General features: G+C 42.4%; 20 protein-coding genes. 10 read left to right on the top strand and 10 right to left on the bottom strand.

The features are described 5' to 3' along the window. Positions 1-34 precede the first annotated feature (34 nt). A complete protein-coding gene (locus AAC006_RS04360; protein WP_013785275.1) occupies positions 35-502 on the top strand; it encodes a transposase in 468 nt (155 codons plus the stop codon). A gap of 113 nt (positions 503-615) precedes the next feature. On the opposite strand, the gene AAC006_RS04355 is transcribed toward AAC006_RS04360, so the two are convergent. Genes AAC006_RS04355 through AAC006_RS04345 form a run of 3 tightly spaced genes read right to left on the bottom strand, consistent with a single transcriptional unit; the run spans position 616 to position 3,513 of the window. Further along, positions 616-2,973 (bottom strand): DEAD/DEAH box helicase, encoded by a 2,358-nt coding sequence (locus AAC006_RS04355; RefSeq protein WP_013785276.1) that lies wholly within the window; start codon positions 2,971-2,973, stop codon positions 616-618. A gap of 2 nt (positions 2,974-2,975) precedes the next feature. Further along, on the bottom strand, positions 2,976-3,269 hold the full coding sequence (locus AAC006_RS04350) for a type II toxin-antitoxin system RelE/ParE family toxin (protein ID WP_126873619.1): 294 nt from the start codon (positions 3,267-3,269) through the stop codon (positions 2,976-2,978). Then, the gene (locus AAC006_RS04345) at positions 3,256-3,513 is read right to left on the bottom strand and encodes a type II toxin-antitoxin system ParD family antitoxin (RefSeq protein ID WP_013785278.1); all 258 of its coding nucleotides are present in this window, start codon (positions 3,511-3,513) and stop codon (positions 3,256-3,258) included. The genes AAC006_RS04350 and AAC006_RS04345 overlap by 14 nt, the downstream gene beginning before the upstream one ends. A gap of 655 nt (positions 3,514-4,168) precedes the next feature. Here AAC006_RS04345 and AAC006_RS04340 point away from each other — a divergent pair. Together AAC006_RS04340 and AAC006_RS04335 are read left to right on the top strand one after the other, a co-directional pair. Next, positions 4,169-7,297 carry a TonB-dependent receptor gene (locus AAC006_RS04340; RefSeq protein ID WP_013785279.1) on the top strand — a complete coding sequence of 1,043 codons (3,129 nt, stop codon included), beginning with the start codon at positions 4,169-4,171 and terminating at the stop codon, positions 7,295-7,297. Between the two features lie 189 nt (positions 7,298-7,486). Next, complete coding sequence (locus tag AAC006_RS04335) at positions 7,487-7,681, top strand: hypothetical protein (RefSeq protein ID WP_208806252.1); 195 nt, start codon at positions 7,487-7,489, stop codon at positions 7,679-7,681. 87 nt (positions 7,682-7,768) lie between these two features. Here the strand turns inward: AAC006_RS04335 and AAC006_RS04330 are convergent, their stop codons facing one another. Together AAC006_RS04330 and AAC006_RS04325 are read right to left on the bottom strand one after the other, a co-directional pair. Further along, a complete protein-coding gene (locus AAC006_RS04330) occupies positions 7,769-8,707 on the bottom strand; it encodes a PA2778 family cysteine peptidase (RefSeq protein WP_208806251.1) in 939 nt (312 codons plus the stop codon). A 1-nt stretch (position 8,708) separates the two neighbouring features. Then, positions 8,709-9,089 carry a PA2779 family protein gene (locus AAC006_RS04325; protein WP_208806250.1) on the bottom strand — a complete coding sequence of 127 codons (381 nt, stop codon included), beginning with the start codon at positions 9,087-9,089 and terminating at the stop codon, positions 8,709-8,711. 221 nt (positions 9,090-9,310) lie between these two features. Between AAC006_RS04325 and AAC006_RS04320 the strand changes: the two genes are divergently transcribed. Then, positions 9,311-10,186, top strand: coding sequence for a hypothetical protein (locus AAC006_RS04320; RefSeq protein WP_339890740.1), 876 nt, complete (start codon positions 9,311-9,313; stop codon positions 10,184-10,186). 105 nt (positions 10,187-10,291) lie between these two features. Beyond that, positions 10,292-11,389 (top strand): patatin family protein, encoded by a 1,098-nt coding sequence (locus AAC006_RS04315; protein ID WP_339890738.1) that lies wholly within the window; start codon positions 10,292-10,294, stop codon positions 11,387-11,389. Between the two features lie 179 nt (positions 11,390-11,568). Here the strand turns inward: AAC006_RS04315 and AAC006_RS04310 are convergent, their stop codons facing one another. Beyond that, positions 11,569-12,519 (bottom strand): hypothetical protein, encoded by a 951-nt coding sequence (locus AAC006_RS04310; protein ID WP_339890737.1) that lies wholly within the window; start codon positions 12,517-12,519, stop codon positions 11,569-11,571. An 8-nt stretch (positions 12,520-12,527) separates the two neighbouring features. Here AAC006_RS04310 and AAC006_RS04305 point away from each other — a divergent pair, with 8 nt between their 5' ends. From AAC006_RS04305 to AAC006_RS04290, 4 genes are all read left to right on the top strand, one after another. Further along, complete coding sequence (locus AAC006_RS04305; protein ID WP_012518120.1) at positions 12,528-13,508, top strand: IS5 family transposase; 981 nt, start codon at positions 12,528-12,530, stop codon at positions 13,506-13,508. A gap of 251 nt (positions 13,509-13,759) precedes the next feature. Beyond that, positions 13,760-14,533 carry a PRC-barrel domain-containing protein gene (locus AAC006_RS04300; RefSeq protein WP_185864194.1) on the top strand — a complete coding sequence of 258 codons (774 nt, stop codon included), beginning with the start codon at positions 13,760-13,762 and terminating at the stop codon, positions 14,531-14,533. Between the two features lie 50 nt (positions 14,534-14,583). Then, positions 14,584-15,096 carry an EF-hand domain-containing protein gene (locus tag AAC006_RS04295; protein ID WP_126873631.1) on the top strand — a complete coding sequence of 171 codons (513 nt, stop codon included), beginning with the start codon at positions 14,584-14,586 and terminating at the stop codon, positions 15,094-15,096. Between the two features lie 406 nt (positions 15,097-15,502). After that, positions 15,503-17,095, top strand: a complete 1,593-nt coding sequence (locus tag AAC006_RS04290; RefSeq protein ID WP_126873633.1) for an ABC-F family ATPase — start codon at positions 15,503-15,505, stop codon at positions 17,093-17,095. Positions 17,096-17,208: 113 nt separating this feature from the next. Here AAC006_RS04290 and AAC006_RS04285 read toward each other — a convergent pair whose 3' ends face one another. The 3 genes from AAC006_RS04285 to AAC006_RS04275 form a co-directional block, all read right to left on the bottom strand. Beyond that, complete coding sequence (locus AAC006_RS04285) at positions 17,209-18,912, bottom strand: patatin-like phospholipase family protein (protein WP_339890735.1); 1,704 nt, start codon at positions 18,910-18,912, stop codon at positions 17,209-17,211. A 99-nt stretch (positions 18,913-19,011) separates the two neighbouring features. After that, complete coding sequence (gene nagA, locus AAC006_RS04280) at positions 19,012-20,133, bottom strand: N-acetylglucosamine-6-phosphate deacetylase (protein ID WP_013785287.1); 1,122 nt, start codon at positions 20,131-20,133, stop codon at positions 19,012-19,014. Next, the gene (locus AAC006_RS04275; RefSeq protein ID WP_013785288.1) at positions 20,133-21,155 is read right to left on the bottom strand and encodes a BadF/BadG/BcrA/BcrD ATPase family protein; all 1,023 of its coding nucleotides are present in this window, start codon (positions 21,153-21,155) and stop codon (positions 20,133-20,135) included. The genes nagA and AAC006_RS04275 overlap by 1 nt, the downstream gene beginning before the upstream one ends. Before the next feature lie 287 nt (positions 21,156-21,442). Here AAC006_RS04275 and AAC006_RS04270 point away from each other — a divergent pair, with 287 nt between their 5' ends. Then, on the top strand, positions 21,443-22,093 hold the full coding sequence (locus tag AAC006_RS04270) for a sulfotransferase family 2 domain-containing protein (protein WP_208806242.1): 651 nt from the start codon (positions 21,443-21,445) through the stop codon (positions 22,091-22,093). A 160-nt stretch (positions 22,094-22,253) separates the two neighbouring features. Here the strand turns inward: AAC006_RS04270 and AAC006_RS04265 are convergent, their stop codons facing one another. Further along, a complete protein-coding gene (locus AAC006_RS04265) occupies positions 22,254-23,780 on the bottom strand; it encodes a diguanylate cyclase (RefSeq protein WP_339350638.1) in 1,527 nt (508 codons plus the stop codon). Positions 23,781-24,011 lie beyond the last annotated feature (231 nt).

Here is a 24,011-nt window from a genome sequence, read left to right as displayed (position 1 = left end):
GCAACTGCTACCATGGCAGTTTGCTAAGCGCTAGGTGGAATTATCGGACGCTTACTTACGATACCCTGATGATACCGCATTAAAGGTTATTACAAGCAACTTCACGGAATTACTAGCTGGAATAGTAAGAGATATCGAAGAAAGATCTAAATCTCGCAAACGGTATTTAAAGAGATTTAAGCCAGAAATACATTTATGTCACAAAACTATTGTTGCAACAGACTGCCATAATATTGATACAAAAAAACTGCAGAGCAGGTTGTTAAAGTATTGGCATGAATTGTTTGAGTTTACTAATCACAATGACATTCATTGGAATAATACTGTGGCAGAACATGCTATTAAGCTTATAGCTACTCACAGAAATAAAAACCTAAAATACTTAAGCATTAAAAAAATTGAAGATTACATGACGATTCTAACAATCTACCAAAATTGTGAAATCAAAGAAAAAAGTTTTCTTCGATTCTTATTAAACCAAAAGCCTGACGACATTTTATAGCTAACGACAAAAGTCTGGAATATCAATACTTAAGTATTTACCTTATCGACTTTTAATCGTCTTTAAATTGGGCATACGATACAAAAAGTTACTCGAGTATTTCAGTATCAACCTTAACGGTATGTGATTTCATAACCCAATGCTTTGTATCCCTTTTCACGTTTTGAAAACATTCGCTTCAGTGTTGGGAAGGTATCGAGGTAATCATAAACCTGAACTGAATTTTTGTTACTCCACTCTCGTCCTATTCGTCCGGCATATTGAGCTAATATACCCTTCCATGCTATCGGTAAGGTGATGAACAACGTATCCAAGTATGGTAAATCAAACCCTTCGCCAACATACTTACCCGTTGCAAGAATTACCTGTTTATCGTTACTTAGATCTACATTTTCTTCGAGCATAGCGATACGCTCTTGCCGCTGTTTAGCTGATATTCCACCATGCAACTCTACAACCATTAGCTCTTTCTTCGTTAGTAAAGCTGACAAAAGCTCGATGTGCTCTTTTCTTTCGGTTAACACCATTACAGCACGTTTATCATCAATACAACTGAGAATATCGTCGACGATCTTTTGGTTTCTGCAATCACTGTTTACTAGGTGCTTATAAATTTGTGAAATATGAGGCTTAGTATCAGGCTCTAGCCACTCCTTAGGAAACGTTGTATCTGTTTCATGTGCTATCACTTGCTGATTAAGCATTGAACCTGATTTAACGCCTTTATAAACAATATCTCCAAGTTGAAACATCATCAGCTTTTCTAAGCCATCTTGGCGTTTTGGTGTTGCAGTGAATCCATGAATGAATTTTGCGTGACTGGACTTGATCAAGCTTTCATAGTTTGATGCTGGTAAATGGTGGCATTCATCAACAATAATTTGCCCATATTTTTCAATGTATGGCTTTATATCCATGCCGTTTCGACTAACTAAACTTTGATATGTGGCTACATCAACCTGATACGACAGCTTTTCCTTACCACCAAGTAATGAACCAACTTCAGTATCTTTTAGAAAAACATTAATACGTTCTAACCACTGTTCAGCCAGTTGCCGACTGTGAACTAATATCAATGTGTTTACTTTACGTTTAGCAACCAATGCTAGTGCCGTGACAGTTTTACCAAAGCCAGTAGAAGCTTCCAGTATGCCAACCGATGATTCTAATAACGCATTAACCGCCTTATTCTGCTGACTTTTCAGCTTTCCAGTAAACTTAACTTTGGCAAGGTTGTCACCTGAAAACCGCTTATCATCGAAAATGATTTCAATTTTTTGTTCAGTTAATTGAGCTTCTACAGATGATAAACACCCTCTGGGTAAAATTAAAAATGTACCTTCAACATGAGCGGCGCAAATATATCTTGGAATGCCAATAGTAGATAAGCGAAGGCCTTGCCGTTTATAAAACTCAGAATTAGAAAATACTGCTAACTGTTTAAGTCTTGATGTTAATTTGCCGGGAAGTTTATCTATAGGAATATAAATCTGATCTGCAATAACTAAGGTTATTTCTTCTGGGCAATTGGCAATCACATCATTATCAATAGAAGAGAGTTTCTTCCAAGGTGTGTCTGCCAAGTCATTATTAGCTTTTTCATCAATTAACGTTATTTCATCCAGCAAGCTATCAAGTGTCGTACTATTAATTTTTTGAATTGAAGCGAGCTTAGCCCACTGGTCTTTATAAGCTATCCCTGAGGAATTTATGAATACACTATTGCCAAGTTTTCTTGGCTCTAGTTGAAGAGGTAATGCTATCAAGTTACCAAAGCCACCTTCTGGCATAACATCTTGATTCGGAAACAAACGATCAAAGCAAGTAAATGAGAGCGCAGGGTACATTTCCATCGCTTTCGTTAATAGCCCATTACCCAACTTTCTAGCTTTGGCTGCTTCAATAGCTTGCGAAAAGAAGATCCATACATGTCCACCATTGCCGCTTCTAGAGCGTTCGATAATGTGAGGTACTTTATAAAAATCACAGGCTTCAGAAAAAGCTTTAACGGAGTGAATCCAATCGTCTTTATCAAAATCAGCAGCAAGAATGTGGGTTGTATTATTCTCTAGAAGTGGGTAAATACCAATCGTTTGATTCCCTTTTAGGTGATCAAATATCGCTTGACCATCATAATGCTTGAATTGTTTATTTGAGCATTCTGTGCAACTAATCCGTGGTTTATTACAAACTTTAGGTTTCCATTCATTCCAACACGCTGGCGAATAACCACTTCGACCATTTTGCGATTCCCAACGAAACGGATAAACGTCATTTCGACCTTTAAAATAAGAAATGAATAAATCGACTTTAGCTTCAGGTGAAACGTGTTGGTTAAAGTGTTTGGCTAGCTCGACTTCTTGTTGTGCAAGAATACTATTACGTTCATTTAACAACGACTCTTTTTCTTCAGCGAGTCGCTGAAGCTGATTATCAATTTCTAAGAGTCTATCTGATAACGAACTGGACACATTTATAACTCAAAAGCAGTTTTAAGATTTTCAGCTCTTAATATTCGCATGATATCAACGTAGTCATTAGAAACGACATAGTAAATAGCATGTTTCCCATACACACTTCGTCTATATCCCTTGCGAATATGAGCAACAGCCTGATAATGCAACGGGTTTTCCGCTATGCTTTGAAACTGAATAATCAACCCATCAACGTATGATTTGGCCTGAGCTAACCCAAAGTTATCAATGCCATATTCAAAAAGCAGCTCGAAATCCTGATCGGCAGCAGAGCTTAATCTATACTTCGCCATTAGTTTGTTTTCGAGCAATCACTGCATTAACAATATCTTCAGGAGAACGAGAGCTAAAACCGCTTTGCTCTGCTTTGATCAGTTCTTGCCTTATAATTTCAACTTCGCTTGTACGCATTTGCTCTTTTCTGATCAAATCTCGTAATAACTCGCTGTCACTAGCATAGTCTCCAGTTGCAAGTTGAGCTTGCATCCATTGTTCTTGTTGATCAGTTACTGTGATACTTTTCTTTACCATTGCCATAATTTACCTCCAATGAAAGAAATCTCGTAAGGATATAATCCTACTTTATACTACCACAATAAAGTTTAGTTCAGAACTGGTAAGAATCAATTTGAGTTACACCATACAATTCATAGGTGGTAACAATATCGGTAAGTTGCTGGTCATGACCACGTTAAAATGGGCACTTATAAAGGGATTACAAGCTAGCCAACGGGGCCTCATAATCGGCAGGTCCCCTGTTCAAGTCAGGGTGGGGCCACCATTTCTTCTTTGAATTTCTTATCTGTATTAAAATTCTTCCCAAGAATATCTTACTCCTACGATAATATTCACTTGCGCTCACTTGCGCGCGCCGCCGCCCTACTATCTTAAACAGTCTTCTTGTCTCTATTGCTAACCTCTTTCAAATACACATCTACAGGCTACATTTACGTAAGCACACGTAAAACGTGTAAAAACACGTAAAAGCCCTTGCCTCATCATCCTCATAAAAGCTCAAATAATGTTTTATTTCATAGAGTTATGTGAGTTCAGATTTACACAAATGAAATAAAGATGAAATAAAAATAGCCAACAATTGCGCTACCTCAGGCAACAGTAATACGACATGCCCAAATAAGCATGCGTGGCTAGCTGAGCACTTAAACCAAACTTTACCTAGAACGGGAAATTCATGAACCATAAAACTCAGTTCAATCGCATCGCGATGGCTGTGGCTTTGTCTATTGGCGTTGCAACAACAGCCGTTGCAGCCACTGGTCAATCATCAGCTATGCGCGGCACCATACTAGGCCCTCAAGGTAATCCCGCAGCAGGCAGTTCAATTACTATTATTCATCAACCTTCAGGAACGGTAAAAGAGACCACCGTAAATGAAGAAGGCGCATTCTCAGCACGAGGTTTACGTGTTGGTGGCCCTTATATGATTATCGTAGAGTCACAAAAGTTCCAAAGCCGTGTTATCGAAGATGTATATTTAGAACTGAATGACACATTCGAACTTGATGCTGCCCTTGAAACTACTTCTGATATAGAGCGTGTAACGGTAACCGGTAGCCGCGACTTTTTCTCAAACAACGGTTCAAATTCAGTATTTGGTGAATCGGCTATTGAGAACATGCCTACCTTTAACCGAGATATAAAAGATATTGTTCGTTCAAACCCGTTAGCGGTGGTAAGTGCCGATGGTGAAGAATTAAGTATTGCCGGCTCTAACCCGAAATATAATACTTTCACCGTTGATGGCGTAGGCGTTAACGACACCTTCGGCCTACAAAGTAACGGTTACCCTACGTCACGCCCCCCAGTGTCTTTAGATGCTATTGGCCAAGTGTCTGTTGAGTTTACGCCCTTTACCGCCCGCGCAGGTAAATTTGGCGGTGGTAACGTGAACGTGGTGACCAAATCAGGTACCAATGAATTTCACGGTACGGCATTCTATGAAGAAGTGCCTTTCTCTGGCACCGCAAAAGACACCAAACTTTACAACACGGAATATGACGTCGATAACGATGAATCGTCCTACGGTTTCACTCTTGGTGGTCCATTAATAAAAGACAAACTTTTCTTCTTTGGCTCCTATGAAAAATGGGAAGAAGAAATCGATACCGGCTTTAACTCTTCAGCCTACCCTACAGAGCTCGTAAGCGCGGCAGAAGACGTGATTACTGCCCTTAGCGATACCTACGGCCTTGAAGATTCAATAGCGGGCGCGCCTGATGCAGACGAAGATGAAAAATACCTCATTAAATTAGACTGGAACATTAACAACGACCACCGTGCCGATTTCACCTACAGCTATCAAGAAAACACAGCGGCACAAAACTACAACGAAGATTCAGATACTATTTTATTAACTTCGAATACCTGGACCCTTGCGCAAAAAAATACTTACTACACTGCCCATGTCTATTCTGACTGGACAAATAACCTTCAAACAGAAGTTAGCCTTTCTTACAAAGAGTTTGAACAAGCCTCTGTCACGGCTTCTGATTGGGGTGAAATAAACGTTGATACCGCAGCGGGCACAGAGAGTGGCTATACCGTAGTAGCAGGCGTAGATGAGAACCGCCATGCAAACGTGCTAGAAAACGAAGTGTGGAACTTTGCATTGCATGCTACTTACTTAGCTGGCGATATCGAATATAAGTTTGGTACTGAAATAGAAAACACGTGGAACTACAACCTATATGGTCGTGATTCTTTAGGCACTTGGTATTTTGACGATACTGAGGCATTCGCTAATCAGGAAATCTCTTATTTCGAATATGCCAACGCGTATACAAATGATGTTCAAGACCTTGCCTATGACGTTGAAAGTACGGTTTACTCACTTTACGGTGATGCTACTTATGAAGTGTTTGACGACTTTACGGTAACCGCAGGCCTTCGCTACGAGTACCTTACCGTTGAAGACTCACCACAATTAAATAGCAACTTCGCTAGCACCTATGGCTTTGCGAATACTGAAAATCTAGATGGCTTCGATATTTTCCTTCCACGCGTAAGCTTTAATTGGGATATCAACGACGACTTAACTCTACGTGGTGGTGCTGGCCGCTTCTACGGTGGTATGCCACTGGTTTGGATATCTAACGCTTACACCACCGATGGTGTAACCAACGACTCAGTAACCTTTTCTAGCCTTGACACAAGCTCGGTAGACTTCACATCAGTTCCTACAGAAGCCCAAAGTGCGTTAATGCAAGGTGCAGGAAGCACGAACTCAATCGATCCAGATTTTGAACTGCCCTCTGATTGGCGCTATCAAATTGCGGCCGACTACACGTTCGACATCCCTACCCTTGGCGACAACTTCGCGTGGACAACTGAGTTAACCTACGTTGACCGCGAAAATGCGGCTTATTGGGAAGACTTATCGCGTATCGATAATGGTAACAGTACCCCAGATGGCCGTATTATCTGGGACAATGTTTACGACGGCACTGAATATGAAGACAACTATGATATTCAATTAACCAACTCGGATGACGGTGGCCGTAGCATTCTGTTTACCACTGCGTTAGCTAAACAATGGGATAACGGCATAAGCCTAAATACATCCTATACCCACCAGGATATTACCGAGGTTAACCCAGGTACAAGCTCAACGGCAGAATCTAACTATCAATATGAAGTAACGGTCAATCGTAACGACCCTACCGTGGGCACCGCTTACTATGAAACCAAACACCGTTTTTTAGTGAACCTTGGTTACACTCATGAGTATTTTGAGGGTTATAGCACTAACTTCAACTTATTCTTTGAACGTCGCTCTGGTCAGCCTTTCTCTTGGGTACTAGGTTCATATCAAAGCGGCGGTTTGGGCGATCAAACTGCGTTTGATGATTCAGATGTGTATCTTCCTTATATTCCATCAGGCGCCAACGATGCTGCCGTAGATTTCGACAATGGCCTTAGCTACGACGAAATTATGGCGATTGCTGAGCAAGCAGGTGTCGCTGGAAGCGCTGGCGGATATGTTGGAAAGTACTCGTCAACTCAACCTTGGATCACCACAGTAGATTTAGCTATTTCGCAAGAAATTCCAGGGTTTGTTGAAGGCCACAAAGGTCGTATTTATTTGAATATCGATAACTTTGCGAACCTGTTAAACAGTGACTGGGGTAAAGTGTATGAAATGACTTATCCTCAGCAAATACTGTTTGATTACGACATCAACGATGCGGGCCAATATGTTTATTCTGAGGCATACGGCGGCACAGACACCAGCAACTATGACTCGTTTGATGAAGAGCAATCTACATGGCGAATTAAGGTAGGCGTGAAGTATACCTTCTAATTTTTAAATAAATATATTCATCAGGACAAAGCCAGCTGCATTTAGCTGGCTTTTTTATTTCAGTATTAATGACGCATTTAATATGCTGAGTTTAGCGTCAAAAAAAGTTGGCAAGCTATTTGTAAGTTCAGAGGCAGGTATTGAATAAAAGAGTGCCTAATACGCACTGAACAACGAGATTTTGACACTATGCGCCTACCAACCAAACAACTTATCAGTAAAATTGAAACACTATCTAATGATTTGTCACAAAACCAGCTATCCAACTTTCTTGATATCATTAACGCGATGACTGCACTCGTTGAAGAAGCTAGCGAGTTGAGTAACCACGATGGCGCACCAAAAATCAAAGAAATACCTGCCGCCGGGTCGATTATGCATTGAAGATTGAGGTCATAAACCTATGTTTTTAAATATGCTTATCTTTATAATCTTTACCGGTTAAAGGTCGCTATTACCTATTTGCAATGATCACTCAGCTGCTTTTATAGTTAACGCGGTTTTCTTAACATTATCGTCGTTAGGAAACCGCAATAGGGCTTCTTCAATCAGTATCTGAGCTTTGGCTAGATTTCCATTACTAGCAAGGGCGTAAGCATAGTTGTTTATATAAGCCGCCTGACTTTGACCTACTTGATAGCCCTCTTCAAACCATTTCACCGCTTTCTCTGGTTGTTCATCTAAATAGTAATTCCCCAACAAAAAATAAGCTAACCATTGATTGGGCCACTGCTTTGTAGCAGTTCCTAAAAAGGCAATAGCTTGCTCGTCCTTTCCCACCTCTAACATATCGTAAGCAGCACTAATGTAAGTAAACGAATTCATCTTATCGCTGATTTTATTTGGAGGAACTGGCGCTAATAGCCAATAATTTCCTCTTCCCCATGTTTTTTCAAATAGTTCGAAGGACATGGTGTGATTGGGCGTTAAGCCCGTATGCAAGGTCATGGTGCGAGTGGTTAAATCGAAACCTGTCACTACCGCGTAGTGCCATTGGGGTAGCAGTTGAATAGATAAATTTTGAAATACAATGACAGGTATATCACTACTCACTAACTGCATTAATTTAGTCAGCGTACCCCGTTCGGCATAAGGTAAAAAATCATACTGGCGCGTTGCCGTAATCATTTCTAGCTGTAAGCTTCCTTCTTTATCAGGAATAAATATTTTGGGGGCTATCTCATTCGTACTAATACTGTGCCCGTAATATTCAAATACTTCTGATAGCGTGGTGGGGCCACAGTAAAACTGTTCTTGAGCATAAAATGGGACATTGTTTATGGTATGGCTTAATGGCACTCCAGAAGGTTTTTGTAGCGCTATACGGTCTGCCTGCGGCGTTCCCTGGCACCCACCTAGCAATAAAAAGCCCGCAATAAAGCAGGCTCTGAAAAAAACATCTAATTTCATATTAGCTATTAATTGGACGAATAAAAGGATATACGTCAGTTACGCCTACCAAATCTAAGATAGCGATAATGGCAAGTACAGTAAGTACTGCACCAACAACACCACCGGCAGGTGCATCGTTTAATTGGCTGTTAAGCTGCGCTATTTCACTGTTAGTCATACCGTTTATGCGAGAAATAGCATCGCCCTGTGTAACACCCAGACTTACCAGTTTTTCTTGCACATCAGCGCGGCTAACCATTTCAATGAGTTGCTGTTTGTTGTAGGCGTGCGATTGTGCCTGCATCACGTTGTGAGAAGTCACCGCTTCAGCATGTACCGTTCCAGTAGTAACAACAAAAGCGGCCGCAGCACCAACCAACAATTTAGACATATAATTCATAGGGGTTCCTTTTCTCTTTATAAAATCTACAACATTAAATCTTATACAAACAAAATGAAAAATAGGTTCAAACGATACAAGAGTCAGCGGGCTTAATTTTTCAATATTGGGCGTTGAATGTGAATATTAACTCTAGATCTTTACCATCAAGTATTTTAAAGATAGTGAAATAGGTTTACCCTTCTAGGCATAACAATTAAGAGTAACCAACTGTTCTCACAATGCGCTTTTTTGCTCTTTCGGCCGTTTTTCTTCTAAGCTCACTTATTTCAGGATTAGTAAGTGGAAACGTTATTACCACATCATCAATAACGCTTCATACTGACGACCACAATTTAACGAACAGAATTAATCAACCACATGCCCCCTTTTCCGCAAGTGTGGATACGGCGCAATTATTGGTTGGTGCCTTAGGCTACGATAAGCCTATTTTAGAAGTCTCACTCAAACGTTCATTCCAACAGATAGAGAATGGCGAATCGGTTTGTGTTATCAACAAGATAAAATCAGCCGAGCGAGAAAAGAAGTACACAATTTCTTTGCCGCTTAACTTTTTTCAAACCCAACGGTTATATCAGCTTTCCTCACTGCCGCCTTTGGCTCCAGCGCTACTAAACGAGAATGGCGAAATAGTCAGCATTCATAAAGTACTAGACGCGTTTAAAGTCTCGGCCATTGTGCTGCCAGAAACCTATTCTTACGGTGAGCGGGTAGATGATGACTTACGTAAAATAGACGACAAACAAATTATAACCTTAAGCAACCCTGCATTTTTCTCGCGTTTTACGAAAATTATTGCTGCTGGCAAAGCTGATTTCGCCCTTATATTCCCCGCGTCGTTGTATCAATCATTCGGCAAAACTAAGCCTATTGAAATGAGAAGTTACGCTATTGGGAACAACCCAAAGTTCGTTTCTGGGCACGTTATCTGCGGTAAAACACCTGAAGCGCTTGCCTTTATTGAGAAAGTAAACGAGGCGATAAAAAGCATTTACGCCAACCCCATTTTTATCGAAGCACACACGAAATACCTTCCTGCAAAGGCGAAAAAGATAGTCGAACAAGAAATACGGCAACAGGTAGCTAACATCCTGTAGGTTTTTTCCTATCACACCGATTCATTCTTTCAATTTTCGCCACAGTAAAGTTGTCTTTATACTTGTTTAAATCAACTTAACAGATTTAATAGACAGGTCAACGAAATGAATTCCTCAGCTGCGCCCACGTCCTTTCCTCTTTATGCCACCAAGCGCCCTAAACTTGCGCTTATCGCTGAAGGTGGTGGGCAGCGAGGAATTTTTACTGCTGGTGTATTGGACGCCTGGCTTGAAGCAGGTTACGACCCTTTTGACATGTTCATTGGCACGTCTGCGGGCTCACAAAACTTAACCAGTTTTTTAGCCCGTCAAAAGGGTTATGCGAAACGTTTAATTCGTGGCTTGTCTCGGCATAAGCGATTCTTCCAATTAGGCCGCGGCTTAATGGGCAAACATATTGTCGATTTGGATTGGTATTTTGAGAAAACGAAAGAAGCGAACCGCATTTTAGATTTCAAGGCCGCGAAAGAAAGCTTAGGCGATAGAGAGTTGTTAATTACCGCTACAAATTCTCGCGATCGTAAGCCTTATTTTTTAAGCCCCAAAGGCAGTGGTAATCAATGGCGTGAACTATTGAAAGCCTCTAGCGCTCTACCCTTTTTATACAAACAAGGCGTAAAGCTTACTACTGAATACAACGCGGTTTCGGTTAGCGAGAACAAAACGAATTCGCTTCCTCAAGCACAACCTGAATCAGATTATTATTTAGATGGCGGCTTAGGAGCCCCCTTGCCTGTCCGTGAAGCTTACGAACGGGGTGCCAGAAAAATCGTGGTTATTCGTACTGGCGATGTGAATTTTCAAGCTCAATCAGCATGGCTTCACAAATTAAAATCACTGGTGTGCGCAACGGGACATTGCCCAAAAACAATTAACTACCTGGTTCAGCATGAACAAGCGTACCAGCAAGAGTTAGCGTTTATTGCTAATCCACCAGCGGATGTGGAAATTATTCAAATTTTTGCAGGCACTAAATTACACAGTAAATTACTAGGCAGTGCGGATAGCGATCTTCGCCACGACTATAAAATAGGCGTTGAAGCAGGACGAGATTATTTATTTGAACATGGCGAGCTGAATTTACCTATTGGCGATACATCTTTCGATACGAGTAATGATGATTTGAGCCGTGAGATAATACCTAACCCAGCAAATGTGCAGCACAGCGCTACACAGTTCGAAAAACAGCGCTTGTCAGCATAACGGCTTGCAGTGTGGGATTAAGTGAAAATATCGTGAAAGGTATTAATGCCATATAATGCTATAAGTAGGCTCTAAGTAGACTTAAAGCATGCGAAGCTCTAAGTAATTGTCTAATACAAAGTAAAAAAAAAGCGTTTACCTTTCGGTAAACGCTTTATTCGTACTAGGTTAGTGACGTATTAGATGAGGTTCGTTGCAATAGCGCCTGCTACTGTTGCAGATGCGAGTGACACTAATGCACTTGCAAATAACCACCACGCTGCCGATGCTGCAGTTGCTCTAACCGCTTCCGTTTCACGCAATGCCATGTCCTTCATTTGTGTTACACGGCTATCGATTTCATCTTTCATCGATTCCAACTTAGTAATCAGCTCTTCGCGTGCCTCATTGTACTTAGCAATATACTCGTCAATGTCTTCATTCGATAAGCGGTCATTGTTGGTCAACAATGCGCGAAGCGATCTCTCATCCATCTTCTTCATTCTGCTAAGTGCGATTTCTGGCGCATCAGTTGGATTGTCCAGCATATCCATGAAGTCAGATTTCAAATTGCGATACGCAAGTTCAGGTCTATCTAAGCTATCGAACCACTTTTGAATACGCTGCTCTAACTGGCTACGCTTAGCAGGAAGATTATCAACCTGTTCTTCGTATGAATCTTCATTACTTTGAAATTTAGCCACTACTTTGTCGTAAGTACTTAGTAGCTTTTCAGTTTTTGATGAGTCCATTTTAGGGTGGCTTTCAATAAGCGCTTTTAATGTATTTCTATCTAATTTAGATGCTCTGTTTGAAATGATGCGCTGCGCATTTTTGGGGTTATCAAAAATAGCATTCATATCTTCCTGAAGTTTCTCAGGGGTAATTTCTTCTTGATCAGATTCATCTAAATATGATGAAAACTTAGCGCGATATTGGCGCCCTTTTTCTTCATCACCCGGTGAAAGTTTATCAAACGCGTCTGTTGCTCTATCTTGATTAGAACTGTTATTACTAATAGCACCTTTAATATCATCGTATGTTGAAGCAACTTTTTTCTTTTGGTCTTCATCCAAAGAAGGTCTATTACTAGGGAAGATGCGAATAAGTCCCCGATGTGAGATCATAGCTGCATAGTAAATCACAGCCATTACCGCCCATGAGCCAACAGTTAACTTTTGCCGATAGCGAGTTTTCCAGCAAGCGCCGTCAGACCCGTAAAGAGATATTCTTATCCAGAATGGATAACCTGCTGCCGTGGTCTCAATTGCTGGAAGTGATTGAACCCTTTTATCCTAAAGCAGGCAATGGCAGACGTCCATATGCGCTTGAGACCATGTTTCGCATTCACTGTATGCAGCAATGGTATAGCCTCGGTGATGAAGCGATGGAAGATGCGTTATATGAAATTGCTTCGATGCGTCAGTTTGCGCAACTGTCACTGGATAAAGCCATTCCTGACCGCACCACCATTATGAACTTCCGTCACTTGCTGGAAAAGCACAAGCTGACTCGCCAATTATTCAAAACGGTCAACCAATGGCTGTCGGAGTGCGGTGTGATGATGACGCAGGGTACACTGGTGGATGCGACGATTATTGAAGCTCCCAGCTCCACCAAGAATAAAAAGAATGAGCGTGACCCGGATATGCACCAGACCAAAAAAGGTAATGAATGGCACTTCGGCATGAAAGCCCATATAGGAGTGGATGCCAAGAGTGGCCTGACGCATACGCTGGTGACCACTGCCGCCAACGAACATGACCTGAATCAGATGAAGAACCTGTTGCATGGCGATGAGGAATTCATCTCTGGCGATGCTGGATATCAAGGCGCAGAGAAGCGTGAAGAACTTAAAGAAAAGGATGTGGAATGGCTGATTGCTGAGCGTCCCGGAAAGGTTCGGGCACTGAAAAAGCATCCCCGCAAAAACAAAACTGCCATCAACATCGAATATTTAAAAGCCAGCATCCGAGCAAAAGTTGAACACCCGTTTCGCATCATCAAATGTCAGTTCGGCTTTATCAAAGCACGCTATAAAGGGCTGACAAAAAATGACTCACAGTTAGCCATGCTATTCACCTTGGCGAACCTGTTTAAAGTAGACCAGATGTTACGACGACAGCCAAGATCTGTCTGAAATCCGGGAATAGCCCGGAATTAGGTCGAAATCCGGCCTAAAACGGCAGTATATTGGCCAAAATTGAGAATTTAGCGTTCAAAAATTAGACGGCGAATGCAAAGGCTGGTTCAAGAACTAAATTGCAGGACTTATTCGCAGTTTCCCTAGGTATGCAAGTTGCTTTAACTAGGTTGCTTCATCTAATTTGTCTTAACGATGTAGACAAGATTTTAAAGGTAGTTAAATTTAACATCAGAAGGAACAATCTAATGAACAATCGAAATAGACAGTCAATTTTTTCAAAGCCTACTGTAATCGCCAGTGTTATTGCGTTAACCCTAGGTGGTAGCGCATTTTACGTATCTGCTCAGGAATATAACGAGGCTACAAATTCCGAAATAGAAGTTGTGAAGGGTAAGACTGATGTTGAAGTTACTCAACCAGCGCCATCTGTAGACGTAAATCAAAAAGATCCAGAAGTCGATGTTGCGGTAGGCCAAGCGAAGGTCGATGTAGAATACCAAGACCCTGAAATTCGAATTCAACAGCAACAGCCTGAAGTTGAAGTAGTTCAGGCTGAGCCGCAAGTTAGCGTGGAAACCGCTGAACCACAAGTGACCGTAAACCAAGCAGAACCAGAAATAGTCATAGAGAAAAGTGAGCCTGAAATAAATATCGTTAGACGGGACGAAAACGGCGATATTCGCAAAGACAGTGATGCCGCTTATGTCAAGCATTTAACTGTTCAAGAGCTAGAAGACAAAGACATTGTTGGGCCCAATGGCGAAGAAGTCGGTTCTATAGAAGAGGTGGTTAAAAGTAACCAAAACGAAGAGCTGGCACTGGTAGTGGAAAGCGGCGGTGTAATGGGCGTAGGCTCTCGTAAAAGCGTGCTCCCGTTGAGTGAAGTATCTCTGGAAAATGATGAAATTGTATGGAGTTCTGAAAAGAAGGTAGAGCAGTTGCCTGAATATTCAGATAGTCAGTTTGTTTCTATCCAACAAAAAGGCCAAACCATTGAAGACTTTTTAAGCGGTGAATAATTTAATAGCTTATTTAAAGACAACTTTTACAGCTTAAGAGGACATATATTATGAAATTCAATAAATTAAATACCGCTCTAGCACTCACGCTAGTAGCTACGTCACCTTCAATTTTTGCTCAAGAGATGGCTTCTGCTGAAAAGCAAAAGACAAACTATGACGCCGTAATCCAGCAGTACGATGTGAACAAAAACGGCGAACTAGATAAAGATGAGCTACAAGCTTATATGACAGAAAGCCAAACCAAATCTACTGAACGAAAGGGTGATAAAGTTTCTGTAACTCAGAAACCGGCAATAGTTACCATCAATCAAAAACCGGCTCAAATTACGGTGACACAACCTAAACCTGAGGTATCGATTACCACAAACGATCCTGATATCTCTATTCAACAGCCAGAACCGGAAGTTACGGTTTCGCAGGCAAAGCCTAAAGTAAACGTGAAATCGGGGAAACCAGCGGTTGATGTTAAACAGGATGATCCTGAAGTAGCGGTAAAACAACCCGAACCCACGGTTGATGTTGAACGCGAAGACATTTATGTGGAAGTAGACGACAATTAATACAAAGTGAGTCCACATGCGTTTTAGCCTGAGGTTATTTTTGGCTAAAATACATTCTTAGCATTCTTAGTATCCTTAGCGTTAGGGGGTAAGTCATATTACCCCCTTTTCGCTAAGTCATACGCCGTAGCAATTTTTCTAAAGTTTCATAGTATCGACAATACACGCAACCTACTCCCAAAAGATTATAAGGGCACGAGCCATTGATATCTCTGTTGCGTCCCGCTTTAATTGCTTATTGATTCACTACAAATTTGTGAAGATACAGCCAATAGCTCAAAATTTCCTCGACACAGCGGCCGTTATTCCTTATAGTGCGCGCCCAAAGCTTACTCGTACAAAACGCATTTTTTTGCGTTAACTACCAAGCTATCTTTTCTTCTGATTTACCCGCTGGATACCTGTTTTGATTACCACCGCCAATATCACCATGCAGTTTGGTTCTGCACCCTTGTTTGAAAATATCTCTGCCAAATTTGGTAACGGCAACCGCTATGGCCTTATTGGCGCAAACGGTTGCGGCAAGTCTACCTTCATGAAAATTTTGAGCGGTAAGTTAACGCCAAGTGCCGGTAACGTGTCTATGGCGCCAGGTACCAAACTCGGTATCTTAAGCCAAGACCAATTCGCCTTCGAAGAATTCAGCGTAGTTGATGCCGTTATTATGGGCGACCGTGAATTGTGGGAAGTCAAAAAAGAGCGTGACGAAATATACAGCAAGCTAGATATGAGTGAAGAAGACGGCATGCGCGTGGCCGACTTAGAAACCCAATTTGCTGAAATGGATGGCTACACCGCAGAAGCCCGCGCTGGCGACATCCTGAACGCAGCAGGTATTGAAGAACACTACCATTTTGGTTTAATGAAAGAAGTGGCGCCAGGTAAAAAAGTACGTGTTTTATTGGCCCAAGCTTTGTTTGCCGACCCAGACATTTTGCTTCTCGACGAACCGACCAACAACTTGGATATTTACACCATTACGTGGTTAGCCGATGAGCTAAATAAACGTAAATCCACCATGCTGATTATCTCGCATGACCGCCACTTCTTAAACTCAGTATGTACTCACATGGCTGATATCGATTACGGCGAATTACGTGTTTATCCAGGCAACTATGATGCGTTCATTGAAGCATCAATGTTGGTTCAAGAGCAGTTACTTAATGAGAACGCAAAGAAATCTGCTGAAATTGAAGAACTTCAAGGCTTCGTAGCGCGTTTCTCTGCTAACGCCTCTAAAGCGAAGCAGGCGACCTCTCGTGCTAAGCGCTTGGAAAAAATTGAGCTAGCTGAAGTTAAATCTTCTAGCCGCCGCAAGCCTTATATTGTGTTTGAACAGCACAAGAAACTGCATCGCTTAGCCATTACGCTAGAAGATGTAGGTCATGGCTACCCAGACCTTCCGTTATTTAACAACGCTAACTTATTGTTAGAAGCAGGCTCTCGCCTTGCTATCATTGGTGAAAACGGCGCGGGTAAAACTACCCTCTTAAAATGTTTAGTTGATGAATTATCACCTGAGCACGGTACGATAAAGTGGGCTGAAAATGCCGCTATTGGTTATATTCCACAAGATAGCACCAAAGATTTTGACTGCGATTTAAGCTTGTTTGATTGGATGAGCCAGTGGCGCTTGCCTAAGCATGACGACTTGCAAGTTCGTGGCATGTTAGGCCGCTTATTGTTTAGCTCAGACGACTTTAACAAGAAAGTTGCAGTATGTTCTGGTGGTGAGAAGAACCGCTTGTTGTTCGGTAAGCTGATGCTACAAGACATCAACGTATTGGTAATGGACGAGCCTACCAACCACTTAGATATGGAATCTATTGAAGCGCTGAACAATGGCCTTTATAAATTCGACGGCACGGTTATTTTTGTAAGTCACGACCGCGAGTTTGTGTCATCACTGGCCACGCAGATTATCGAAATAAAAGATAACAAGCTTAACCACTTTGAAGGTAACTACGAAGAGTTCTTGGCGCATAGCGAAGGCAAGTAGCCTTTAAAGTAGCCTTTAAAGTAGCCAATGTTATTGCTAAAGCCCAGCATGGTAAATTTACCTTGCTGGGCTTTTTAATATAGGGGACTTTTTAATATGGGAGGCTTTAAACACTACAACACCAACACCTTTTTTACTGTTTTTCTAACAATACAATTCCATGCGAAAAATCGGGCAATACTTGCTATACCGGCGTCTTTCGTAAATGCAAAAAAGCGCGCTTTAACTCGCTTGTACGCCAGCTCTCTATTTTCGTATTTCACATCAGCCATAGACGCATGATTTAAATGCGATGAATCTAAAAACTGCTGAATACTGTGATGATCACGCTTTTCAATGTTCAGTGGTAATTGTTTTTGAATTACGCCTTCATCGCGCTGCTTATCTAAAATACCATTAATGGTCAGCATGGCATTTAACCTGCCCCGCTCGTAATCATATTGGCGAAAGCGTTCATCAAAGAAGCCTAAAAATGCACCTAGCAACTCACCACTAAGCTCGTCTTTTTTGGCGGTAATGGTATAAATGGTTTTTAAATTGGTTGGGCCTAACCCCGCGGCATGCTCTAACAACGCAATGGTGTCTACCCATAGCTTAAAGTGACTTGGTGGAAGTGGTTTTTCTGCAACATCAACACGATATTGAGTAGCGAGCCGGGCAATATCGGCGGCATATTCAACAGTATTTCCACCATACACCACGGCGATCATTGAATCTATAATGGCTTGCTCTGCGAACACCTCTTCGCTGGTCGCGCTATACAGTTTTTCTCGTAAGGTGTCGGCTTGATGATCTAGCCTAAGCACCTTTTCATTGTCTTGCTCTTGCAATAACCATTCTTGAAACCCGCTTTGAAGGTACACGCTATTGAGCATTTGCTTGGCACTTTGTGCAAAGGATGCTGTTGTTGCATCAAATTCTGGATTGGCAGCACTCTCCCTAGGGTTGGGTGAAATGTAAAAGTAAAAGCGGTTTTCATAATCGGTATAGTTTGTATCGTTTTGTTCAGCCAATGATACAGCCATACCTAAAGGGTAATTATTAAACGCCCCACCATCCATAAAGCTAAAGGTACTGTCTTCAAATTTTACAGCGCCTCGACCGCTGTAATCGCCATGTAGCCAACTTCGGGAGAGTGACACCGGCGAGAACGCTACTGGGAAGGCACCACATCCTCGTGCCGCGGAACTAATCTCGTTCCAAATAGCCTGGTTATCGGTTGTGTTGTCCAGCGTAGCGGTATACCGGTCTTGATGGCGCGTTTGGGTGAACTTTCCTTGCCCCAAGGTTTCCGTTAAATAAGCAAACGTATCTACTTCATAATCGACGCCATTGAGGTTAGACATGGCCAGCCCTAACCTGATAGAGGTAGCGCTGGCAATGTGGGGCGTTTGAACTAGCGGTGTTTCTGCTTGTGCTGGTGGAGAGTTAGGTACTGATGATTCTACGTACCGGCTATTAATCAGCTTATCAGCAATGGTTTTTACAAAGCCATTCGAGAGCAGTGAGTTTTTGGCATTGTCGCCGGGTAAAGGCGTTAATAACCCGTTTATATCAACCGACTTCACCCATGCTTCGTAACCCACATTGGTATTTTCGCCCGATAAGGCGTCGCCATCATATAAGAGTTTCTGCGCTATCATTGCGGCGGTCATGCCACCAGCACTAGCGCCAGTAAGCACATCTATTTCAATTTTTGGGTTGGCAGGGTTTTCGTTATGTTCTTTTAGCGCTTTAATAATTTCATAAAGCGTACCCGCTTCATAAGAGCCCAAAGAAACGGCGCCTGATATGGCAATTGCAACGCGGTAGGTCATGTTACGCTCCAGAAAATTCAATATTTTTGAATCACCGAGAAGGCAGTCTCAGAACGCTGATCCACAGCACTTTAGGGTAATATACGCTTGAAGCTTGGGTTATTGAAGCCTTCCTTTTACCCAAATATTGGCTAACTTTATATTATCATCCACTAATAACACATTAGCATACTGCCCTGCTGCGAGACTGCCTAGTTTATGCTGCATTCCCATGAAGGTTGCAGGCGTACTACTTGCCATTGCGCTTGCTTGGGTTAAGCTTACGCCTAAATCATGACAAGTATTTGCCACAGCCCCATGCATATCTAAGCATGAACCGGCCAATGTGCCATCAGGGGTGGTGAGTTTACTGCCACTGCGCTTAATTTCTGTCTTGAAAAAAGCCAGCGTGTCTAGGTTGCTCCCCACATGCGCCATGGCATCGGTCACCAACATTATCTTTTCTTTACCTTTAACCTTTATGGCCAACTCAGCACTTTTAGGGTGTACGTGATGGTGATCCACAATTAACCCACAATACGCACTATCAAACAACAATGCTGCGCCCACAGCACCTGGCGCCCGAGAGGTAAACGCTGACATTGCATTATACAAATGGGTGAAACCACTCGCCCCAGCGTTAAGTGCATCGCTTACTTGTTCAAAGCTAGCATTGGTGTGCCCTAATGCAACCACTACCCCTTCTGCCACCATTTCTTTAATAAAACTGGGGCTCACACTTTCAGGGGCCACCGTTAACAGTACCTTGCCAATATCCTTTCTGCACAAGGTCGCCAGCTCACTATCATGTGGCGTACGAATAAAGCTTTCTTCATGCACGCCTTTTTTCGCAGTACTTAAAAAAGGCCCCTCATAATGAATACCTTCAATATTTGGATGATTATTGGCAATGGCTTCACTTACCGCATCGGCGGCGTTAGCCATAGTGGTCACATTATCGGTAATGAGTGTAGGCAACATACTGGTAGTGCCGAACTGCAAATGCGCATTCGCCATGGTTTTTAGTGCATCGTACGTGGGCGTATGATTAAACAGTATCCCCCCGCCACCATTTACCTGTGTGTCTATATACCCAGGAATAAGCGTACCTGCGTACTTTTCTGCAAGCTCTTCCTTTGTGGCATCTTGAATGCGTTGGATCACGCCCTGTTCTATACATAGGGTTTTATTAAACTGAATGCCTGCGGGTGTCAGTACTTTGTCTGAGGTAATTGTTTGCATTAAGCCAGTGCTACCTGTTGTTTTGCGTATTGAATAACCGCTGCTTGAGGTGACGATTTGGGTTCAATAAGCCTAGTTTGAAGATCAGCACTTAATAACGGCTGATACACATGACTTAGCCCACCGACTAAGCAAAGGGGCAAATCCTGATTATTGGTGAATGTTTTTTCACTAGGTGCCTTGCAGGTAAGTGTTTGACCAACATCGTTGAGGTAGCTAGCCCCTTGTTGAATAAGTGCCCCGGCTGCGGCGCAACCTTTTTTATAGGCTGCCACCACACTGGGGGCCAATGCACCAAACTCTCTTCCTTTAAACCCCGCCACTTTTGTGACCAACTGTTGTGGGTTTGATACGGCTAAATTATCGCAAATAGATGCAAACAAGAGACTATGAGGAATAAGTTCATCAAACACCAACAAGCTGTGTTTAACCGCCTCAAGGCCTAACCAACCGCCACTAGCATTGTCGCTAATTGGAAGCCCGTAACCGCCCTTGTCTTTAAAATTGTGCGAATTAGTACTGGTGCCAGTGCCAGTAAAAACTGTAGCCGCCGATCCAGTGCCGCAAATAATTAATGCACCGGCATAGCCGTTATGAGCGCCAAGGCAGGCGGCATGTAAATCACTGATGACGGTTACGCTTTTGAAGGGGTGGTGTAAACTTAAAAACTGATTTAATGCGCTGGGAATATTTGCACCAGCAAGCCCTGCGGCAAGGTGTATTTGATTGAGCTTGATTGCTGGGTTGGTAGGTTTATTTGTCGCGCTACTGGGCTTATCTATTGCGCTAATGGGCTTATCTACTTCGCTAATTGACTTATCTACTGCGCTAATGGGCTTTATTGCGCTAATCGCTTTTTCACTAGCATCGATAATTGACTGCATTGCGGCAGCAGCATTGGTCATAATATTGGCAGAACCAGCGTCGGCGTAGCTTAATACGTTACCGTGCTCATCCTCTAACTGCACTCTGCAGTGAGTACCGCCGCCATCCACACCAATATAATAACTCTGCTCTACCATTTACTCTTAATTTCCATTTTTGTGCTGTCATCAGTGGTACTAGGGTGTACTGATTGAAGCCATTTGCATGGCGAATATTCTGCGCCGCATTTAACTTGTTGAAGCTTCATTTAACGGTATTTTATCATAGCTTTACTCTCAACCAACAAAAAGCAAAAGCCATCCATTTTCATCACTTAGTAGCGTTTATTCACTACTAGGTATGACTCAAATATCCATATGATTGTCACAATTGACCGCCACACTGTATTGATACCTAAAATCAGCTTCAACAAGGAACCTATCCGGTGTTACTTTCCCATAGTAAACAGTTTCTCTTTGTACACATTGCTAAAACTGGTGGTACAAGTATTCGTGAGGCGCTGTCACAGTACCGCTGGGGACACCGCTATGCCGTAGCACAGTTTATCAGTAATAAAATGAGTCAGTTTTGTGGGCATAAGATTGGTAGCCGCTTTCCCCGGCATTCTCGCATTATTGCGGCAAAAGAAATGCTCCCCGAAGAATACTTTAATGGGTTGTACAAGTTTTCGGTGGTGAGAAACCCCTGGGACTTGCAGGTAAGCTCCTATCATCACATTAAACGCGAACGACCTCAGGTGATGGAAGGTCATGATACCTTCGAGCGCTTTATGCGATGGAAATTCAACCCTGAGCGTCCATATCAATACCACATAGACACATCACTGCAATTGCAAAGCGATTACCTTGTGGATTTACATGGAAATTTGCTGACTGATTTTATTGGTCACTACGAAAATTTACAGGAAGATTTTGATGCTATCTGTTCGCACTTGTCTATTCCCCCGTCAACACTTCCCCATAAACGTAAAGCGACAGATAGAGGCAGCTATCAAGCGTATTACACGGACGAACTGAAGCGCTTAGTGGATAACCACTTCGCAAAAGACATTCAATTGTTGGGTTACCGCTTTTGATGTTAGCGAAAATGCTTAAAGATGTATAAGCCCAATGTGAAACACCATTGTATTACTTGACTAAGCCAGTTCAATAAACCAGTTCAATAGGCCGGTTCAATTAGCAAGAGCTCATTAAGCCAGTATCATTGAGTCAGCGCCCTATTTATATTGGATGGTATTAGATGGGTTGTGATACTTCAGTGTGGCGCGCTTTCTTTTGTTCATACATCAGGAGATCCGCCTCTTGGAGCAAGGCATCTAAGTTCTTGCACGACGTATCAGTTACCACTGCGCCTACACTCGCCGTAACCGGAATTTGAGCATTAGGCGTTTGAATAGTTAGGTTACTTAAGCGCGCTTTTATTCGCCCCACCAACCGTTCAGATTGACTACGGCTGTGGCAATAACTTAGCACCACAAACTCATCACCGCCTAACCTACCTACCACATCTTGTTCTCGACATTGACGTTTAAGAATTTTCGCCAAGATGCGCAGTACATCATCGCCTGATTGATGCCCAAAAGAGTCATTAATTCGCTTGAAGTTATCTACATCGATAAACATTAAAGTGATGTAACCGCCTTGACGATTGAAGTCATCTAAGAGTACTTTTGCGGCCCCCTCCCAACCGTCACGGTTGAGAATATGACAAAGCGGATCGGTAGCGGCACGCTTAAATGCTGCCATCCTGTCATTATCAAGCTTCTTCACTTTTTGCGCTGCAGCAAACGCAAAAATTAACGCCTCTATTGTCACCGCGATAATAAGCCCGTAGCGCTGAAGGAACGGGCTGAAGTCTTTCAAATAGAACCTGGCTAGCATGGCAAGTATAATTGTCGAGACACCCAGCAGTACTAATTTTGCGCAGTGTACTTTATGATACGCCGCATAAAGTATTGCTAATAAAATACCGACCATGATAACCAAGGTTAGTTTCGACATGACTATGTTTACCATCATGCCCACGTCACTACTTAACACTATTTGCACGCTCACCAAAGCTAATATTATTAGCGATAAATAGTGTAGTGCGCTTCTTTGCCACTTTTTTAACAACGCTTTAAAATCGAGTAATTGATCTAAAAAGCGTAAAGAAGCAAAGATGGTCAGCCCGGCAAAAAGCACGCTTAACTGTACGCTATTTAGAAACGGCACATTGGGCAATAATGTGTAAATTATCCCTTCCTGCAACAAGAAAAAGGTGGCTGCACTTGCCACGTATAAACTGTAAGAATAGAACCCAAAACTTCGCATGCTATTGCCTAACACCCCAACATAAATAGCCAGCGCAAAGCAGAAGCCAGCAAATGCACTCAGTGTTAAGGTATGAATAGTATTAAATGCGTAGAACTCAGGTACTGAGGATAGACTCGGGTACAGTGCCCTACCGTACTGGGCTTCTATATCTAAGTAGTAAGACGCTGCGCCAGTGGGAAGCATATAGGCATGCCGCGCGCTAGGTAGCTCAATTGGTAGCGTTAAAGTAGGTGCTGCTGAACTCTGGGTTTCGAAGGCGCCTGTTATAGAAACATCAGCCTCTAACCGATACAGCATGGCTTTATTTACGAAGTTGCGGGGAAAATGGAAAATATGCGGTTGCGCTAAATCACAATGTAGCGTTAAACGCTGCTCGCCTTTCACCATGGGAATAGGTGTACCCACTTTGCTGTTTAATGGGGAGGTAATGACACACGAGGCGTACACACTCTCACATATTAAAACATACAAAGCAGCAATCAGTAACTTTACTGACCATCTTGCATTCAGGTTGCACATGGAAGGTTACTCGCCCCCAACAATCTGTACTGATGCAAGATCCAATTTGCGTGGAATTACCTTATAAACTTCACCCTGACTAAACAATATGCGCCGTTGAAATTACAACACAGATTAGTCGGCATCACCCCTAAAACCGCCGTGTTGTATGCGATAGTT

The sequence above is a fragment of the uncultured Alteromonas sp. genome (genome assembly GCF_963976965.1).
Lineage (GTDB): Bacteria > Pseudomonadota > Gammaproteobacteria > Enterobacterales > Alteromonadaceae > Alteromonas > Alteromonas naphthalenivorans.
The sequence above is the reverse complement of the archived record's forward strand: the minus strand, read 5'-3'. Positions and strand labels throughout refer to the sequence as shown.

Coding starts and splice junctions, on each gene's coding strand:
- AAC006_RS04350 (WP_126873619.1), bottom strand. CDS start 3,269: ATGGCGAAGTATAGATTAAGCTCTGCTGCCGATCAGGATTTCGAGCTG.
- AAC006_RS04345 (WP_013785278.1), bottom strand. CDS start 3,513: ATGGCAATGGTAAAGAAAAGTATCACAGTAACTGATCAACAAGAACAA.
- AAC006_RS04340 (WP_013785279.1), top strand. CDS start 4,169: ATGAACCATAAAACTCAGTTCAATCGCATCGCGATGGCTGTGGCTTTG.
- AAC006_RS04335 (WP_208806252.1), top strand. CDS start 7,487: ATGCGCCTACCAACCAAACAACTTATCAGTAAAATTGAAACACTATCT.
- AAC006_RS04330 (WP_208806251.1), bottom strand. CDS start 8,707: ATGAAATTAGATGTTTTTTTCAGAGCCTGCTTTATTGCGGGCTTTTTA.
- AAC006_RS04325 (WP_208806250.1), bottom strand. CDS start 9,089: ATGAATTATATGTCTAAATTGTTGGTTGGTGCTGCGGCCGCTTTTGTT.
- AAC006_RS04320 (WP_339890740.1), top strand. CDS start 9,311: ATGCGCTTTTTTGCTCTTTCGGCCGTTTTTCTTCTAAGCTCACTTATT.
- AAC006_RS04315 (WP_339890738.1), top strand. CDS start 10,292: ATGAATTCCTCAGCTGCGCCCACGTCCTTTCCTCTTTATGCCACCAAG.
- AAC006_RS04310 (WP_339890737.1), bottom strand. CDS start 12,519: ATGGCTGTGATTTACTATGCAGCTATGATCTCACATCGGGGACTTATT.
- AAC006_RS04305 (WP_012518120.1), top strand. CDS start 12,528: ATGAGCCAACAGTTAACTTTTGCCGATAGCGAGTTTTCCAGCAAGCGC.
- AAC006_RS04300 (WP_185864194.1), top strand. CDS start 13,760: ATGAACAATCGAAATAGACAGTCAATTTTTTCAAAGCCTACTGTAATC.
- AAC006_RS04295 (WP_126873631.1), top strand. CDS start 14,584: ATGAAATTCAATAAATTAAATACCGCTCTAGCACTCACGCTAGTAGCT.
- AAC006_RS04285 (WP_339890735.1), bottom strand. CDS start 18,912: ATGACCTACCGCGTTGCAATTGCCATATCAGGCGCCGTTTCTTTGGGC.
- nagA (WP_013785287.1), bottom strand. CDS start 20,133: ATGCAAACAATTACCTCAGACAAAGTACTGACACCCGCAGGCATTCAG.
- AAC006_RS04275 (WP_013785288.1), bottom strand. CDS start 21,155: ATGGTAGAGCAGAGTTATTATATTGGTGTGGATGGCGGCGGTACTCAC.